Here is a 17618-nt window from a genome sequence, read left to right on the forward strand (position 1 = left end):
CCTTGCACAGATTTGAGGCTTTGCCAGCGACACAAACAAAAACGCCAGCCCGAAGGCTGGCGTTTCAGTTAGCGCGGCAGCGCCGGCTGGCGGGCGGGCTTTTTCTTGCCCTTGCCGCCCTTGGCGGCATCCTTGCGCGCCTTGGCCGCTTCCTGGTTGCGGGCAAACGCCGCAGCCTTGGCCTGTTCGCGCTTGTCCCACGGCTTGGAACCGTCGCTGGCACGCGGCGGCAAGCCGTTGTGCTGGGTGAGGATCTTCTGTTCCTTGGCCACCTTGTGGCTGCCGGCCGGGGTCGAGTTCTTGCGCCGGGCACTCTGGTAGCTGTCGGTCGCCGGCTGGTGCAGCGGGATCAACTGGTGCTTGCCCGGGCCGATCAAGTCGGCACGGCCCATGCGTTCCAGGGCTTCACGCAGCATCGGCCAGCCCTTCGGATCGTGGTAACGCAAGAACGCCTTGTGCAGGCGACGCTGTTGCTCGCTCTTGACGATGGTCACCGGGTCGCTCTTGTAGGTGACCTTGCGCAGCGGGTTCTTGCCCGAGTGGTACATGGCCGTGGCCGACGCCATTGGCGAGGGGTAGAACGCCTGCACCTGGTCGGCGCGGAAACCGTTGCCCTTGAGCCACAAGGCCAGGTTCATCATGTCTTCGTCGGTAGTGCCCGGGTGCGCGGCGATGAAGTACGGGATCAGGTACTGCTCCTTGCCCGCCTCTTTCGAATACTTCTCGAACATGCGCTTGAAGCGGTCATAGCTACCGATGCCCGGCTTCATCATCTGATTCAGCGGGCCTTCCTCGGTGTGCTCCGGGGCAATCTTCAGGTAACCGCCGACGTGGTGGGTCACCAGTTCCTTGACGTACTCCGGCGATTCCACCGCCAGGTCGTAACGCAGACCCGAAGCGATGAGGATCTTCTTCACTCCCGGCAGGTCACGGGCGCTGCGGTACAGCTTGATCAGTGCCGAGTGGTCGGTGTTCAGGTTCGGGCAGATGCCCGGGAACACGCACGATGGCTTGCGGCACGCCGATTCGATCTCGGGGCTCTTGCAGGCAATGCGGTACATGTTCGCGGTCGGGCCGCCAAGGTCGGAGATGACGCCGGTAAAGCCCGGCACCTTGTCGCGGATCTCTTCGATTTCGCGAATGATCGACTCGTGCGAACGGTTCTGGATGATGCGCCCTTCGTGCTCGGTGATCGAGCAGAAGGTACAACCACCGAAGCAGCCGCGCATGATGTTCACCGAGAAACGGATCATGTCGTAGGCCGGAATTTTCTCCTTGCCGTACGCCGGGTGCGGGATGCGCGCATAGGGCATGCCGAACACGTAGTCCATTTCTTCGGTGGTCATCGGAATGGGTGGCGGGTTGAACCACACGTCCACTTCGCCATGCTTCTGCACCAGGGCACGGGCGTTGCCCGGGTTGGTCTCCAGGTGCAACACGCGGTTGGCGTGGGCATAGAGCACGGCATCACCACGGACCTTCTCGAACGACGGCAGGCGGATGACCGTCTTGTCACGGGTCATGCGCGGGCTGGCGAGAATCTGCACAACCTTGGCTTCGTTCGGGTCCTCGACCTCGCCCTTCTCCTGCTCGATGGCGCAGGCCTGGGTGTCCTGGGTGTTGACGTACGGGTTGATGATCTTGTCGATCTTGCCCGGACGGTCGATACGGGTCGAGTCGACCTCGTACCAGCCTTGCGGCGTGTCACGGCGAATGAAAGCAGTACCGCGGATGTCGGTAATGTCTTCAATCTTCTGGCCAAAAGACAGGCGCTGGGCCACTTCGACGATGGCCCGCTCGGCGTTGCCGTACAGCAGGATGTCGGCGCAGGCGTCGATCAGGATCGAATGACGGACCTTGTCCTGCCAGTAGTCATAGTGAGCGATACGGCGCAGAGAAGCTTCAATGCCGCCAAGGACGATTGGCACATGCTTGTAGGCTTCCTTGCAGCGCTGGCTGTACACCAGGCTGGCGCGATCCGGACGCTTGCCGGCCAGACCGCCCGGGGTATAGGCGTCGTCGGAGCGGATCTTCTTGTCGGCGGTGTAGCGGTTGATCATCGAGTCCATGTTGCCGGCCGCGACGCCGAAGAACAGGTTCGGCTCGCCGAGCTTCATGAAGTCGTCTTTGGACTGCCAGTTCGGCTGGGCAATGATGCCCACGCGAAAACCCTGGGCTTCCAGCAGGCGGCCGATAATGGCCATGCCGAACGACGGATGGTCGACGTAGGCATCACCGGTCACGATGATGATGTCGCAGGAATCCCAGCCGAGCTGATCCATCTCCTCCCTGCTCATCGGCAGGAACGGTGCTGGCCCGAAGCATTCGGCCCAGTATTTGGGATAGTCGAAAAGTGGTTTGGCTGCTTGCATGTCAGTGACCGGTGGCTAATCGATGAAAAATCGCGGGCGCGGAATATAGCACAAAAATTGACCAAATCCGACGGTGGTGGTCGGAATCCGCCCCCGACAATTATTTACCGCCCGTCGCCGCCAGCGCCGCGCTCTGATCTGCGTTTTCCACCAATGGAGACGCACACCATGCCCCCCTCAATTGTCGACCAGGTCCCACTGGCAACCAACGACCTGCAACGCTGGTCAGATCGCCTGACTCTGGAGCTGATCGAAGAGCATCTGAAGCAGAGTTTGCACACCCTGGATGAACATGAGCAGCGCCGCTACCTGCTACTGGCCCGTCTCGGCCCGCAACTGCGCCAGCGTCTGAGTGACGCCCTGCACCAGTTTCGCAGTGCTTTCGAGCACCAGGCTCTGAATGACCTGCGCCAACAACTGGCCCTGGCGTCCGGCCAGGCGCTGGACCCTCTGAGCACCTACCTGCATACCTACTCGCTGGAGGTTCAGCACGAGTTCCCCCACCAGGAAGTCGAACACCTGCAGACTCGCAGTCTCTGGCAGGCAGCCCAGGACAATTTTGGCTTTAACATTGCGCTGCAAAGCGGCTCAGGGCAGGACTTCCTCAAGGCCAGTAGCATCAACACCCGCGAGCCTGGCGGGCGTCATTCGCTGATCCCGGTGAGCACCTTCGTCGATGTCGTGCGCAATCTGAACCTGGGCAAGCGCTTGCAAGACGACTTGCAGCAAAAGCTGCCCGCCCTGAGCGCACCAGCGGTCAACGACTATCAGCGTGCCCTGTTGCAATTTGCCCTGCTGGAAGCCTATCGCAGCACCGAAGACCACGAGTTCAACCGTGAGCAACTGGCCAGCTTGCAAACGGCCTGCGAGCGACCGGGGGCCCTGCAGTGGAAATACTTCAGCCTGAAGTTGCCGGACGGGGTCATCGAACATCTGCTCGGGCTGGCCGGGTCTCAGCCGTTGTTCAGGCCACTGAAACAGGCACTGGACTCAGTGGCCAGCCAACGCATGAGCCAGACCCTGATGGGTAACTTGATTCCGCTGCCGTTTTTCGTGGTCAAGTTGGGCGATGGGATTTTCAGCTATTTTCCCGAACGCCCGGACGGCGCCTGGCGCTCTCACGCCTCGGCCGTCGACGCTGTGGACTCGCTACGCCAGCAGATCCACGAGGGCCAAAACACCAGCGCATTGCATTGGCTCTATCAATGGCTGCCGCTTGCGCTACAACAAAAGCTCTCGGCACTGCTCAAGCCTGACAACGTTGACCGCAACCAGCTCAATACGTTGGCCAAATGGCTGTACGACACCTTTGCCAACCAGCCCTCCACCGCCCTGCTCGATGTCGTCGAGAACCCGAACAGCCCGTGGAAATCGCAATCACTGCTCCAGGTTATCGCCCAGGAACAGCAGCACGGGATTGCCGCCGACCTGGCGCTGATGGCGATCAGCAACAACAGCGTGGATTTCGACACCTTCCAGAGAGGCGCACTGTTCGTGGTCAGCGAGGTGCTGGAGTTGCTGACACTCTCGGTTCCCGGCGGCGTTACCGGCCTCAACCGCGCCATGCTCACCGCCACCTTCGCCAGCCTTGGTTTTCAGTCGATTTCAGCAGCCAACGCACTGCTGTCCGGTCGCATCAACGAAGCAGTCCAGGCCGCGGCCGATATCGCCGACCTGATCATCAGCGCCAGGCTTCAGGGCCTCGGCGCACGGCTCTCGGCTCGCCGCTCAAGGCACCTGGTGGCAGCCCTTGGCCGTGCACCGGCAATTGAGGCACGAATAGCGCAGCAGCTGGATTCGCGAAACTGGAGCGACGCCAGGTTGCTGGAACACCTGCAGCCTCAGCTCCCTACCAGGTCCGCTACCTCCGTAGTGCGGCTGTGCGGTGTAACGCGCGAACAGCTGGAGGCGGCATGGAGCGCGGGGGCGGACCTGCCTTGGCAACTGCGCTGCGTGATTGAAGCGCAACCATCGGCCAACGCAGAGGGCAACCCGGCCATTGCCGCCCTGCCCCTGCGCTTCCCCGGTTTGTCTGTTGCGGCCGCGCGCGAAGCGCTGCGCCGCCACCCCGAGCTGATGCGGCTAGCAACGGACAGTCTCATCGAACCCGGCCCCATTTCGACCTTGCTCGGGCTTGCGCAGGAAAGCCGCAGCCTGTTGGCACTGTGCAAACTGGACGATGAACGGGCTGGCCCCGACCGGGATGTCGAAGCTCTGTGCTGCCAGTTGCTCGCCACCCGCCCTGAGTGGCCAGCTACATTAGGCATCCGCATCGAAGAGAACCTTCAAGCCCCGCCAGGCACAGGTTTCACCCCCGCAGTGCCCGTTCAACACTTCGGTTCACCCGACGCCACGGGCTACCTGAGCCTGACCCGCACCGGTAGCCGCTATCACTTCCAGGACATGCCAGGTGTTGGGTTACTGCAGGCCTTGCACGAGCACCCACACAACCCGTTAGCCAAAGACAATAGCGTTGCCATGTTGCGCGAACATCTGCTCGACATCGCGCTGCGCAACCGCGACCTGCTGCCGGCACTGCTGGCCGAGCCGCCGCTGCAGGCGGTCTCAGCCGGACGTTTGAGGGTTAGCGCCCATCCATTGGCCGGTACTGCCAGCCCGCCTGGGAGCGGCATTCATCGTTACCAGGGAACGACCTACGCCATGATCGAGGGAGCCGCATACCCGATAGTGCCTGAGGCCTCGGCATCAACTCCAGAATGGCGGGTATGGCGACTGGCAGATGGTCCACGCGCCGATAGCCCTGCGATTGTGCTGTATCGCCAGCACTGGTACTACGCCCAGGTTCCTGGCGCCGCCGGCATGCCCCGCCGAGGCGGGCGTCTGGCGCAAATGCAGGAGCAGAACCGTGCAGCCGCCACAGCCGAGCGTGCTGTCCAATTTCAGCAGCAATACAACACTCGCCAGCAACTCCTTGAAGTCAACCAGGCACTGCTGACGACCGCCGGCCAGATGACGCAAGCGACTGCCCGGGTCAACGCCACGATTAGTGGCTCAGACGCACAGCTACAAGCCATCTCTGCCCTGGTCCTGACCTACTGGAAAACCATCAAATACATTTCGACGAAGATCGACCTGCTTGAAACCCTGGGCGAGCCGCAGACACTGAGTCAGCAACGAGAGATGCACGAATATCGCCTTCACTGCCTGGAAAAGATCATGCTCAGCCAGGACCTCGCCTTCACCAGTGAAACCGGGGAGTTGCTGGCCGACCCCCATCAGGGCGAGCATGGCCGCTATCGCCTGCAACACCGGCGTATCCTCCAGCACCTGGACGAAAAGCGCCCCTTCCTCGACAAGCACGCGGCCTATATCAAAGCCCTCACCAGCAGCTTTCCCGGCCCTCGCACCGACGCCTATCTCGCCCGGGCCAGGGAACATTTCCCCGCGACTGTGCTGATGCACCAAGCGGCGGTGATCCTGTTCAAGATGGACTTGCTGGTTATCAGCGACACCCCGGACCCGCAAGCCCCGATCCAGCTCAATACCGAGGCGGCGCTGCGCCTGGTGCAACTGCACGACGCCCTGAGCACCTATACCGACCTGGACAGCCTCCCGGAACACTATCAGCTGTCACTGCTCGATGACCTGCAACGCCAATTCGACAACCACCAGCAAGGGCTCAAATCCATGCAGGACACCGCTGCCATGCTGGATAAAGCCCATCTGCGCGACATCGACCAGGCGCTGGTCAACCTGGTGCAGCAGATACAACAGCGACTTGAGTCGATGTACCAAGACCTGACCAGCAATACCCTGTTGAGCCTTGACTCGCAGGCCCTGGACACTGATTTTCTGCCCGCCCTGTCGCTGCAGCAGCCTGTCGCCGGGCCACGCAAGCGGGTGATCAAAGTCAGGCAGCAGGGCACTACGGCATTTAAGGTGGGGGAAGCACACACCGACGAGCAGGGTCGGGAGGTGGTCGATATCATCAGCCCTGGCATCGTTTCCGGCCCCCGGGTGCAACGCTATGTCAACCCAGTGGCCGGCTACTGGCAGCCGCTTGCCACTGAACGCCAGGTTGGCGGCGCTGCGTCGCTGGCAACGCAACTGTCCCAGGCCAATACGTTACTGGGCAACGTCGAGCAGCAACTGGACAGCGCACGCCAGGATGCCGCGAAAAAACAAAACCCGACCAACATCGTCGAAGCCCTTGAACGTCACGCCGGGGCTCTGGAGGTGTTGGCACAAGGCATTGAGTCATCAAGCACGGCGGCTGAACAAAGTTCCCTGCTCGATCGCCTGCACGGCGCCGCCCAGCGCTTGCGCCAGCATGGCGAGGCATTGCGCCTGATGCTGTACAAATCACCGGAAACACTCGACATCAATCGTCTGCTGTACCTGATCGAGCACCGGCAAGTGAGCGTGCACAAGACACTGATGCGAGCGCCACGCGGTAAAGGGCGGAACAAGTACTTCCTCGACATTTACCAGATCCGCGACGCCCAAGGCAGTCGCTCAACGCTTTGGGAGGCGCATTTTCACTACGATGCGACAACGACTGCCCTGGACCAGTTCCAGCTCAAGGGCGCGCACTTGAAGACCTTGGCACAAAGCCGCCTGGGCGCGGCATCACAGGCTCAGGCCGAGCGTGAAGGGCAAGCCCATGTGCCGATCTGGCGTGCCGCTTTTAGCCCTCAAGCGGCGCGTGAACTGTTCAGGGCCGCCAGTGATGGCTGAGCGGATTACTCGTCGTCGTCGAAGTTGTAACTGCCCGGCGCGAGGTTTTCGAAGCGGGTGTACTTGCCGATGAAGGCCAGGCGGATAAAGCCGATCGGGCCGTTCCGCTGCTTGCCGATGATGATTTCGGCAATGCCTTTGTGCTCGGTCTCCGGGTGGTACACCTCATCCCGGTAAACGAACATGATCACGTCGGCGTCCTGCTCGATTGCACCGGATTCACGCAAGTCGGAGTTCACCGGGCGCTTGTTCGGCCGCTGCTCGAGGGAGCGGTTGAGCTGCGACAGGGCCACTACCGGGCAGTTGAACTCTTTGGCCAGGGCCTTGAGCGAGCGGGAAATCTCGGAAATCTCGTTGGTGCGGTTGTCGCCGCTGGAGCCCGGGATCTGCATCAGTTGCAGGTAATCGATCATGATCAGGCCGACTTCGCCGTGCTCGCGCACCAGGCGGCGGGTCCGCGCGCGCATTTCCGACGGGCTGATGCCGGCGGTATCGTCGATGAACAGCTTGCGGTCGTTGAGCAGGTTGACCGCCGAGGTCAGGCGCGGCCAGTCGTCGTCTTCCAGCTGGCCGGAACGTACTTTGGTCTGGTCGATGCGGCCGAGCGAGGACAGCATACGCATGATCAGCGATTCGCCTGGCATCTCCAGGGAGTACACCAGTACCGCCTTGTCGCTGCGCAGTACCGCGTTTTCCACCAGGTTCATGGCGAAGGTGGTCTTACCCATCGATGGACGGCCGGCGACGATGATCAGGTCGGCTGGCTGCAGGCCGCTGGTCTTCTCGTCAAGGTCGGTGTAGCCGGTGGACAGGCCGGTGATCGCGCTGTCGGTGTTGAACAGCGTGTCGATACGGTCGATGGCCTTGGTCAGCAGGTCGTTGACGCCCACCGGGCCGCCGGTTTTCGGCCGTGCTTCGGCGATCTGGAAGATCTGCCGTTCGGCTTCATCGAGGATCTCCGCGGCATTGCGCCCTTGGGGGTTGAAGGCGCTGTCGGCGATCTCGTTGCTGATGCTGATCAGCTGGCGCAGGGTCGCCCGCTCGCGGATGATACCCGCATAGGCCTTGATGTTGGCCACCGACGGGGTGTTCTTGGCCAGCTCGCCGAGGTAGCCGAGGCCGCCGATTTGCGAGCTCAGCCCTTCCTTGTCCAGTTGCTCGTGCAGTGTCACCACGTCGAACGGGGCGTTCTGGTCGGCGAGCTTGTGGATGGCGCGGAAGATCAGGCGGTGGTCATGCCGGTAGAAGTCGCCATCGGAGACTTGATCAAGCACCCGCTCCCAGGCGTTGTTGTCCAGCATCAAGCCACCGAGCACGGCCTGTTCGGCCTCGATGGAATGCGGCGGCACCTTCAGGGCAGCGGTTTGCAGATCATATTGCTCGGGGGCGGTTATCTCGTTCATGGCCACGCAGGAATCAGGGTGATGAAAAAGACAAAGGGCACGACCTGCAAAGCAGGATCGTGCCCGATGTTAACCGGCTGACACCCAAGGTGCCAGCCGATCGGTACAGCTTAGGCTGCGACAACAACCACGCGAACGGTGGCTTCAACGTCGCTGTGCAGGTGCACGGCAACGTCGTATTCGCCGACGTTACGGATGGTGCCGTTCGGCAGACGAACTTCAGCTTTGGCCACTTCAACGCCGGAGGCGGTCAGGGCGTCAGCGATGTCGTGGGTGCCGATCGAACCGAACAGCTTGCCTTCGTCACCGGCGGTGGCAGTGATGGTCACTTCCAGCTCGGCCAGTTGGGCAGCGCGGGTTTCAGCCGAAGCTTTTTTCTCTGCAGCCAGTTTTTCCAGCTCAGCACGACGCTCTTCGAACGCAGCCAGGTTGGCAGCGGTAGCAGCGGTGGCTTTGCCGAATGGCAGCAGGAAGTTACGACCGTAACCGGCCTTAACATTTACCTTGTCGCCCAGGTTGCCCAGGTTGGCGACTTTTTCCAGCAGGATCAGTTCCATTTGGTAATAACCTCTTAACTTTTAACCTTCACCGTTCGCGGAATCGTTATCGGCACCTTTGGGGGGTACCTTGCGACCGCGAAAATCAATCAGGCTGTCGACAATGGCCAGGACCACGAGCAACGGATAAGTCAGCTGCATGAACAGCACCAGCGTCACGTACAACCCGACCAGCCAGAATTTGGCCAATCGACCTTGCGCCACCAGCCCATGCATCAGGGCAAGCCCTGCAAACATCAGCGGTACGCTGCACAGTGGCGTCAACATCGCCAGTTCAGGACCGAAGTTCGGCCCCACCAGCATGAGCACCAACAGTACCAGCGCCGGCACCAGGGGGAGCCTGACCGCTTGAAACTCGCGACCAAAACCACCCGGGTTATACAACGACGCCTGCCAGTAACGACCCAACATCAGGGCCAGCACACTGACGGCTTGCAACAACGCCGCTATCAGGCCAACGAGCACTGGCGCAATCAGGCCACCAAGGCGGGCCCGCTCCTCTACCGATAACTGTTGGTAGAGACCGTCGAGCATCTGCGGCAGGGCTTTTTCAAGCGCTCCAGCCAGAGCTTCAATCGGTTCGCGGAACACCGAACCCAGTACAACCCCATACACCAGGCCCATGCCGATGCTGAACAACAGCACCCGGTTCCAGGACTGCCCGGCGCGCAACAGCGCAGCCAGACCCAGCGTACCCAGCAACACCATCAAGGTGCGCGGCTCGCCGAAGAACCACCAGGCCATCGCCGGCAACAAAGCCCAGGCGAGGACACCGGAGGCATCCTTGAAACCGCGCCGCAGGAACACCAGGCTCCCGGCGGCGGCACTTAACCAGAACAACAGCGGCAATGCCGCACAACCCACCACCACGAGGGTGGCCTGCACGCGACCGCGCATGATGAAATCAGCCAAGGCGCGCATGCATTTTATCCTTTGCTACTTGTCGACGACCCGGTCTCAGCGGCCGTGGCTGTCGGTGTAGGGCAGCAGGGCCAGGAAGCGGGCGCGCTTGATAGCGGTAGCCAGCTGACGCTGATAACGAGCTTTGGTACCGGTGATACGGCTTGGAACGATTTTGCCGGTTTCGGATACGTAAGCTTTCAGGGTGTTGAGATCTTTGTAATCGATCTCTTTCACGTCTTCAGCAGTGAAGCGGCAGAATTTACGACGACGGAAGAAACGTGCCATGTAATAGGCTCCTCAAAAGGTCCGTGGATTACTCGTCAGCGTTATCGCTGTTGTCGCTGTCATTGCTGTCGTCGCCTTCGGCGCCATCAGCATGCTCAGGACGGTCGCGACGCTCACGGCGCTCACTGCGGTTTTCTTCAGCCTTGAGCATCTCGGACTGGCCGGTAACGGCTTCGTCGCGACGGATGACCAGGTTACGGATCACGGCATCGTTGTAGCGGAAGTTGTCTTCCAGCTCGGCCAGGGCCTTGCCGGTGCACTCAACGTTCAGCATCACGTAGTGAGCCTTGTGAACATTGTTGATTGCGTAGGCCAGTTGACGACGGCCCCAATCTTCCAGACGGTGGATTTTGCCGCCGTCTTCTTCGATCAGCTTGGTGTAACGCTCAACCATGCCGCCGACTTGCTCGCTCTGGTCAGGGTGGACCAGAAAGATGATTTCGTAATGACGCATGAATGCTCCTTACGGGTTGTAGTCTGCCACCAGAGTGGTCAGACAAGGAGTGAATGACACTTGTATGTCTTGCCCTGGGAAAAGGCGCATGAACGCCTGCCAACATGGCAAGGGGCGCAATTGTAGAGAAGCCCCGGGGGACAAGCAAGGTAATTGGTGAATTATTGAGCAGCACCGCGGTGCTGCAATCGCCGGCAAGGCCGGCTCCCACAGACTGGCACAACACCTGTGGGAGCCGGCCTTGCCGGCGATGGGCTGCGAAGCAGCCCCGCAGAGATCAGCCCTTGGCTTTAGCCTGCCGCTGACGAACGGCCTCGAACAGGCACACGCCTGTCGCCACCGACACGTTGAGGCTGCTGACGCTACCGGCCATCGGCAGCTTGACCAGAAAATCACAGTGCTCGCGGGTCAAGCGGCGCATGCCCTTGCCCTCGGCGCCCATGATCAGGATGGTCGGCCCGGTCAGGTCTTGCTGATACAACTCCTGCTCGGCCTCGCCAGCGGTACCGACCACCCACAGGCCGCGTTGCTGGAGTTTCTCCAGGGTCCGCGCCAGGTTGGTGACCGCTACCAGCGGGATGACTTCGGCCGCGCCGCAGGCCACTTTACGTACCGCAGGGGTCAGGGTCGCCGACTTGTCCTTGGGCACGACCACCGCCAGGGCACCGGCCGCATCGGCGGTGCGCAGGCAGGCGCCGAGGTTGTGCGGGTCGGTAACGCCATCGAGCACCAGAATCAGCGGTGCGCCCTCGGTGCGATCGAGCAGCTCTTCGAGCATTGCCTCGCCCCAGACCTGGCTCGGGCTGACTTCAGCCACCACGCCCTGGTGCACGCCCTCAACCCAGGCATCCATCTCGCGACGCTCGGCTTGGCCGACCGCCACGCGGTTCTGCGCGGCAAGCTCAAGCAGCGGCTGCAGGCGCGGTTCGCTGCGCCCTTCGGACAACCAGATCTGCTTGACCCGCTTGGGGTGATGACGCAACAGGGCTTCCACGGCATGTACGCCGTAGATCTTTTCCAACTGACTCATGACTTGGCCTTGGGTTTACGTGACGCGGAGCCAGCTTTCGGCGGCCCTTTACGGTGCTTGCTCGGTTTTTCCGACTTGCCCGACTTGGCCGCCGGCTTGCTGCCTGCGTGCTTGGCGTCGGTCATCAAGGCCTTTTTCATTTCCCGGCTCTTGCGCACTTCGGCGTTTTTCGCCGCGGCATGGGAAGGGAAATAGGCTTCGGCGGTTTCGTTCTTCTTGCTCCGGCGCGCAGGCTCTGCAGCCTTGGGCGACGCTTCAGCCTTCTTGTCGAGCACCGGTACCGGCTTGCCGTCTTGCGGACGCACGCCCTCGCCTCGCTGCTTGCGACCAATCGGCGCCTTCAGGGTGTTCTCGGCCATCTCGAAGTCGATCTTGCGCTGCTCGAGGTCAACGCGCATTACCCGTACTTCAACGGTATCGCCCAGGCGGAAGCTGCGACCGGTACGCTCACCGGCCAGGCGGTGGTGCACAGGGTCGAAGTGGTAGTAGTCGCCCGGCAAGGCGCTGACATGGACCATGCCTTCGACGTAGATGTCGGTCAGCTCGACGAACAGGCCAAAACCGGTCACCGCGGTGATCACACCTGGGAAGCTCTCGCCGACGCGGTCTTTCATGTACTCGCACTTGAGCCAGTTGACCACGTCGCGGGTGGCCTCGTCGGCACGCCGCTCGCTCATCGAGCATTGCTCGCCGAGCTGCTCCAGGGTCGCCTCGTCGTACGGGTAGATGCGCGCCTTGGGGATGCTCATCGCACCGGCACGCTTGACGTGCGGGGTTTCCTGGCGCGAACGGATCACGCTGCGGATGGCCCGGTGGGTCAGCAGGTCCGGGTAGCGACGGATCGGCGACGTGAAGTGGGTGTATGCCTCGTAGTTCAGACCGAAGTGGCCATTGTTGTCGGCGCTGTACACCGCCTGGCTCAGGGAGCGCAGCATCACGGTCTGGATCAGGTGGAAATCCGGGCGGTCGGCGATGCTCGCCAGCAGCGCCTGGTAATCCTTCGGCGACGGACCATCCTTGCCCTTGTGCAGGGACAGGCCCAGCTCGCCAAGGAAGGCGCGCAGTTTTTCCAGACGCTCCGGTGGCGGACCGTCGTGAACACGGTACAGGGCCGGGATTTCGTGCTTCTTGAGGAACTCGGCGGTGGCCACGTTGGCCGCCAGCATGCATTCCTCGATCAGCTTGTGCGCGTCGTTGCGCACGGTCGGCCGGATTTCGGCGATCTTGCGCTCGGCACCGAAGATGATCCGGGTTTCCTGGGTTTCGAAGTCGATCGCGCCACGGGTATGACGGGCCGCCAGCAGCACCTTGTACAGCGCATAGAGCTGCTTGAGGTCCGGCACCACTTCGCTGTACTGCTCGCGCAGTGCCTTGCCTTCGCGGGTACGGGCGTGCTCGAGCATGCTGCTGACCTTGTTGTAGGTCAGGCGCGCATGGGAGTGGATCACCGCTTCGTAGAACTGGTAATCGACCATCTGCCCGGACTTGTTGATGGTCATTTCACAGACCATCGCCAGGCGGTCGACGTGCGGGTTCAGCGAGCACAGGCCGTTGGACAGCTCTTCGGGCAGCATCGGCACCACGCGCTCGGGGAAGTACACCGAGTTGCCGCGCACCTGGGCTTCGGCATCCAGGGCAGAACCCAGGCGCACGTAGCTGGAGACGTCGGCGATCGCCACGTACAGGCGCCAGCCACCGGAGAACAGGCGCAATTTGCCCAGGCTCTCGCAGTACACCGCATCGTCGAAGTCGCGGGCATCTTCACCGTCGATGGTGACGAACGGCAGATGGCGCAGGTCGACGCGGTGCTCTTTGTCTTTATCTTCGACTTCCGGCTTGAGCTTGCGCGCTTCCTTGATCACGGCTTCTGGCCAGACGTGCGGAATATCGTAGCTGCGTAGGGCAACGTCGATTTCCATACCCGGGGCCATGTAGTTGCCGATCACTTCGGTAACGTCGCCCTGAGGCTGGAAGCGCGGGGTCGGCCAGTGGGTGATCTTGACCTCGACGAACTGACCGACCCGGGCACCGCCGTTGCGACCCGGGGTGATCAGCACTTCTTGCTGGACCTTGGGGTTGTCGGGGGTGACAAAGCCGATACCGCCTTCTTCGAAGTAGCGGCCAACGATGCTTTCGTGGGCACGGGAGATTACTTCGACCACCACGCCTTCGCGGCGGCCACGGCGATCCAGGCCGGAAACCCGGGCCAGGGCGCGGTCGCCGTCGAACACCAGGCGCATTTGCGCGGGGCTGAGGAACAGGTCGTCGCTGCCGTCATCCGGGATCAGGAAACCGAAGCCGTCGCGGTGGCCGGCGATGCGGCCGAGGATCAGGTCGAGCTTGTCTACCGGGGCATAAGTGCCGCGCCGGGTATAGATCAGCTGGCCGTCACGCTCCATCGCGCGCAGGCGGCGGCGCAGGGCTTCGATCTGGTCTTCGGTGGTCAGGCCGAACTCTTCGACCAGCTGCTCACGGGCTGCCGGCGAACCGCGCTCGTCCAGACGCTGGAGGATCAGCTCACGGCTAGGAATAGGGTTTTCGTATTTTTCCGCTTCACGAGCGGCCTCGGGATCGAGGGTCTGCCAATCGGCCATTAGGAGGGGTTCACCTTGTCTATATAAGGGTTAGTTTGGCATAGGCGTATTGAAACCGGAAATTTCAGGCTTGGACAGCCCTGTCAGAGCCCCCTGGATGCTGCCAAAACCATCATAAGGAACAACGACTTGAATTTTTTAAGATTTTTTCAGAACGGGGGTTTACAGCTCTCAGAGGCATCCGTATAGTGCGCACCACAACGACGGACACCGTCGTTATAGTTGAGATGCAGCACGATGTGAAGCATCATGTTCCTCAGCGAAATGCCCAGATGGTGAAATTGGTAGACACGCCAGCTTCAGGTGCTGGTGACCTTACGGTCGTGGAAGTTCGAGTCTTCTTCTGGGCACCAATTTCAAATCTTAGAATCGCCTCCGGCTTCTGAGATTTACTGCAACACGCTACACTGTTTTCGTTACAAGCTACACCGCTTCATTTTGCCCAGATGGTGAAATTGGTAGACACGCCAGCTTCAGGTGCTGGTGACCTTACGGTCGTGGAAGTTCGAGTCTTCTTCTGGGCACCAATTCAGATCAAACCCGCGAAAGCGGGTTTTTTCGTTTCTGCCCTCCCCTTTTCCTCGCCTGCAATCCAGAAACGACCGATAGCCTGCTCATGAATTTTCCCTCACAAGGGCATTTGAGAAGCAATATCGATTATCATTGTTTCCAGATATGTAGCCGCAAGCGAGGAAGCACCCGCATGACGTTCCGCAATAACCCCCTGTTGCGCGGCCTGGCCGTTTCTGTTTTTGCCATGGTGCTGGGTACGCCAGCCGCCATGGCCGCCGACCCTGTGGCGCTGACCCTGTACAACGGCCAGCACAAGGAAATCGGTGAAGCCATCGCCAAGGCCTACGAGGCCAAGACCGGCATCCACATCAATATTCGCAAGGGCAGCAGCAACCAGCTGGCCAGCCAGATCATCGAAGAGGGTGATCGCTCCCCTGCCGATGTCATCTACACCGAAGAGTCGCCACCGCTGAACAACCTCGGCGAACTGGGCCTGCTGGCCAAGATCGATGACTCGACCCTGCAGGTCCTGCCCAAGGAATACGTCGCCGCCAACGGCAGCTGGATGGGCGTCACCGCACGCACCCGCGTGGTCGCTTTCAACCCCAAGGTGATCGACGAAAAAGACCTGCCTCCCTCAGTGATGGATTTCGCCGACCCACAATGGGACGGCAAGATCGGCTTCGTGCCGACCAGCGGCGCGTTCCAGGAACAGGCCGTAGCCATCCTCAAGCTGCATGGCCGTGACGCCGCCGAAGAATGGCTGACCGGCCTCAAGGCGTTCGGCAAGACCTACACCAACAACATGGTTGCGCTCAAAGCCGTCGAAAATGGCGAAGTGGCTGCCGTGCTGGTGAACAACTACTACTGGTACGCCCTGAAAAAAGAGCGCGGCCAGCTGGATTCGAAGCTCTACTACCTGGCCGATGGCGACGTCGGTGGCTTGGTGACCATTTCCAGCGCCGCTGCGGTAAAAGCCAGCAAACACCCGAAAGAAGCCCAGGCCCTGCTGGCCTGGATGGCCAGCGAAGAAGGCCAGCGGGTAATCACCCAGACCACTGCAGAGTATCCGCTGCATAAAGGCATGGTCTCGGATCAGGGCCTGAAACCATTCGAAGACCTGCACCCGCCGAAAATCACTCCGGCCGACCTGGGTAATGCCGAAGAAGCCCTGGAGCTCGAACGCGAAGTTGGCCTGCTGTAATGAGCGCAGCCCTGCCCGCGGCAGCACTGGCCAGCCGCTACATCCCCAAGCGCAAGCGCCCGTCGATCTGGGTGGTACTGCCAGTGTTGCTGCTGGTCGGGCTAAGCCTGTTACCCCTGCTGTATGTGGCCTTGAAAACCTGGGAAGCCGGCTGGCGCGAAGCCTTGCACCTGCTCTGGCGCCCTTTCGTTTGGGGCCTGATGCGCAACACCCTGATGCTGATGGCCGGAGTCACCCTGGCCTGCATGGCCCTGGGCGTATCCCTGGCCTGGCTGCTGGAGCGCAGTGACCTGCCCGGGCGGCGCCTGTGGGGTGTGATCCTGTGCCTGCCGTTCGCCGTGCCGGCCTTTGTCAGCGGCTTTACCTGGGTGTCGCTGAGCCCGCGCTTCGAAGGCCTGGGCGGCGCCATCCTGGTGATGAGCCTGTCCAAGTACCCGCTGGTGTTCCTGCCGGTAGCCGCGACCCTGCGCAACCTCGATACCTCGCTGGAAGAGTCGGCGCGCACCCTGGGGCAGACGCGCTGGGGCGTGTTCTGGCGCATCACCCTGCCGCTGCTGTGGCCGTCGATCATTGGCGGCAGCCTGCTGATTGCCCTGCACATGCTGGTGGAGTTCGGCGCCCTGTCGATTCTCGGCCTGCAGACGTTCACCACGGCGATCTACCAGCAGTTCGAACTGGAGTTCAGCAACGCCAACGCCGCCATGCTCTCGGCGGTGCTGCTGTTCATGTGCCTGCTGATGCTCTGGCTGGAACTGCGCGTGCGCGGCAAGGCCCGGCATGTGCGGATCGGCCAGGGCGTGGCCCGGCGCGGTGCGCCGATTCGCCTGCGGGCATGGATGCCGGCAGGGCAGCTGTACTGCCTGATCCTGGCCCTGCTGGGCAGCGGCATTCCGCTGGGCATGCTCGGCTACTGGCTGAGCGTTGGTTCGTCAGCAGCCTTTCCGGTGGCTGATATCAGCCGCGCCCTGTTCTCGTCGCTGTCGCTGTCACTGGGTGGCGCCGGCTTGAGCTTGTTGCTGGCGCTGCCGGTAAGCTTTCTGGTGGTGCGCTACAAAGGTCGCCTGGCGATCTGGGCCGAGCGCCTGCCGTACCTGCTGCATGCCCTGCCCGGCCTGGTGATTGCACTGACCCTGGTGTACTTCGCCCTGCACTATGTGCCGGCGCTGTACCAGACCACCGGCTTGCTGTTGCTGGCCTACGCCCTGTTGTTCCTGCCGCTGGCCCAGGCACCGGTGCGCACAGCCTTGAACAAGGCGGCGCCGCAGCTTGAAGAAGCAGCGCGCACCCTTGGCGCGACGCAGTTCACGGCGTTCTGCCGGGTGACCCTGCCGATCATCTTCCCGGCCCTGGCGGCGGCGTTCGCGCTGGTGTTCCTGGATGCCATGAAGGAGCTGACGGCAACCCTGCTGCTCAGCCCGACCGGCATGACCACCCTGGCGACCGAGGTGTGGGCGCATACCGCCAACGTCGAGTTCGCAGCGGCGGCGCCGTATGCGGCATTGCTGATTCTGGTCTCGGGGTTGCCGGTGTATCTACTCACTACGCGGATGTACCTCAACCGCGCGTGAGGCCTTTGGGGCTGCTTTCGCAGCCCATCGCCGGCAA

The 17618-nt window shown here is 61.7% G+C and carries 11 protein-coding genes and 2 tRNA genes; 5 read left to right on the forward strand and 8 right to left on the reverse strand.

The window, feature by feature from the left end; translation table 11 throughout:
* Positions 1-68: 68 nt before the first annotated feature.
* The gene (locus ABM562_RS00635; protein WP_134064509.1) at positions 69-2372 is read right to left on the reverse strand and encodes a YgiQ family radical SAM protein; all 2304 of its coding nucleotides are present in this window, start codon (positions 2370-2372) and stop codon (positions 69-71) included.
* Positions 2373-2540: 168 nt separating this feature from the next.
* Between ABM562_RS00635 and ABM562_RS00640 the strand changes: the two genes are divergently transcribed.
* Positions 2541-7070 carry a hypothetical protein gene (locus ABM562_RS00640; RefSeq protein WP_460420465.1) on the forward strand — a complete coding sequence of 1510 codons (4530 nt, stop codon included), beginning with the start codon at positions 2541-2543 and terminating at the stop codon, positions 7068-7070.
* A gap of 5 nt (positions 7071-7075) precedes the next feature.
* On the opposite strand, the gene dnaB is transcribed toward ABM562_RS00640, so the two are convergent.
* The 7 genes from dnaB to rnr all read right to left on the reverse strand — a co-directional run bounded on the left by dnaB (position 7076) and on the right by rnr (position 14296).
* The gene (gene dnaB / locus ABM562_RS00645; protein WP_115089082.1) at positions 7076-8473 is read right to left on the reverse strand and encodes a replicative DNA helicase; all 1398 of its coding nucleotides are present in this window, start codon (positions 8471-8473) and stop codon (positions 7076-7078) included.
* A gap of 110 nt (positions 8474-8583) precedes the next feature.
* A complete protein-coding gene (gene rplI / locus ABM562_RS00650) occupies positions 8584-9030 on the reverse strand; it encodes a 50S ribosomal protein L9 (RefSeq protein ID WP_045196876.1) in 447 nt (148 codons plus the stop codon).
* A 21-nt stretch (positions 9031-9051) separates the two neighbouring features.
* Positions 9052-9951, reverse strand: a complete 900-nt coding sequence (locus ABM562_RS00655) for a hypothetical protein (protein WP_115089084.1) — start codon at positions 9949-9951, stop codon at positions 9052-9054.
* A gap of 36 nt (positions 9952-9987) precedes the next feature.
* Positions 9988-10218: a 30S ribosomal protein S18 gene (rpsR, locus tag ABM562_RS00660; RefSeq protein ID WP_009403887.1), complete on the reverse strand. Its 231-nt coding sequence runs from the start codon at positions 10216-10218 to the stop codon at positions 9988-9990.
* 28 nt (positions 10219-10246) lie between these two features.
* Positions 10247-10672, reverse strand: a complete 426-nt coding sequence (gene rpsF, locus ABM562_RS00665) for a 30S ribosomal protein S6 (RefSeq protein WP_115089086.1) — start codon at positions 10670-10672, stop codon at positions 10247-10249.
* Between the two features lie 277 nt (positions 10673-10949).
* Entirely contained in the window at positions 10950-11702 is a 753-nt protein-coding gene (rlmB, locus tag ABM562_RS00670) for a 23S rRNA (guanosine(2251)-2'-O)-methyltransferase RlmB (RefSeq protein ID WP_115089088.1), read from the reverse strand.
* The gene (gene rnr, locus ABM562_RS00675) at positions 11699-14296 is read right to left on the reverse strand and encodes a ribonuclease R (protein ID WP_115089090.1); all 2598 of its coding nucleotides are present in this window, start codon (positions 14294-14296) and stop codon (positions 11699-11701) included. Before rnr ends, rlmB begins: the two co-directional genes overlap by 4 nt.
* Positions 14297-14562: 266 nt before the next feature.
* On the opposite strand from rnr, the gene ABM562_RS00680 reads away from it, so the two are divergent.
* From ABM562_RS00680 to ABM562_RS00695, 4 genes are all read left to right on the forward strand, one after another.
* A tRNA-Leu gene (locus ABM562_RS00680) sits at positions 14563-14649 on the forward strand.
* A gap of 87 nt (positions 14650-14736) precedes the next feature.
* Positions 14737-14823: transfer RNA gene (locus ABM562_RS00685), tRNA-Leu, on the forward strand.
* Positions 14824-14999: 176 nt separating this feature from the next.
* Positions 15000-16013 (forward strand): extracellular solute-binding protein, encoded by a 1014-nt coding sequence (locus ABM562_RS00690; protein WP_460420468.1) that lies wholly within the window; start codon positions 15000-15002, stop codon positions 16011-16013.
* Positions 16013-17581: an ABC transporter permease gene (locus ABM562_RS00695; RefSeq protein ID WP_115089093.1), complete on the forward strand. Its 1569-nt coding sequence runs from the start codon at positions 16013-16015 to the stop codon at positions 17579-17581. The genes ABM562_RS00690 and ABM562_RS00695 overlap by 1 nt, the downstream gene beginning before the upstream one ends.
* Positions 17582-17618 lie beyond the last annotated feature (37 nt).

It is taken from the genome of Pseudomonas sp. ZL2 (assembly GCF_054788455.1).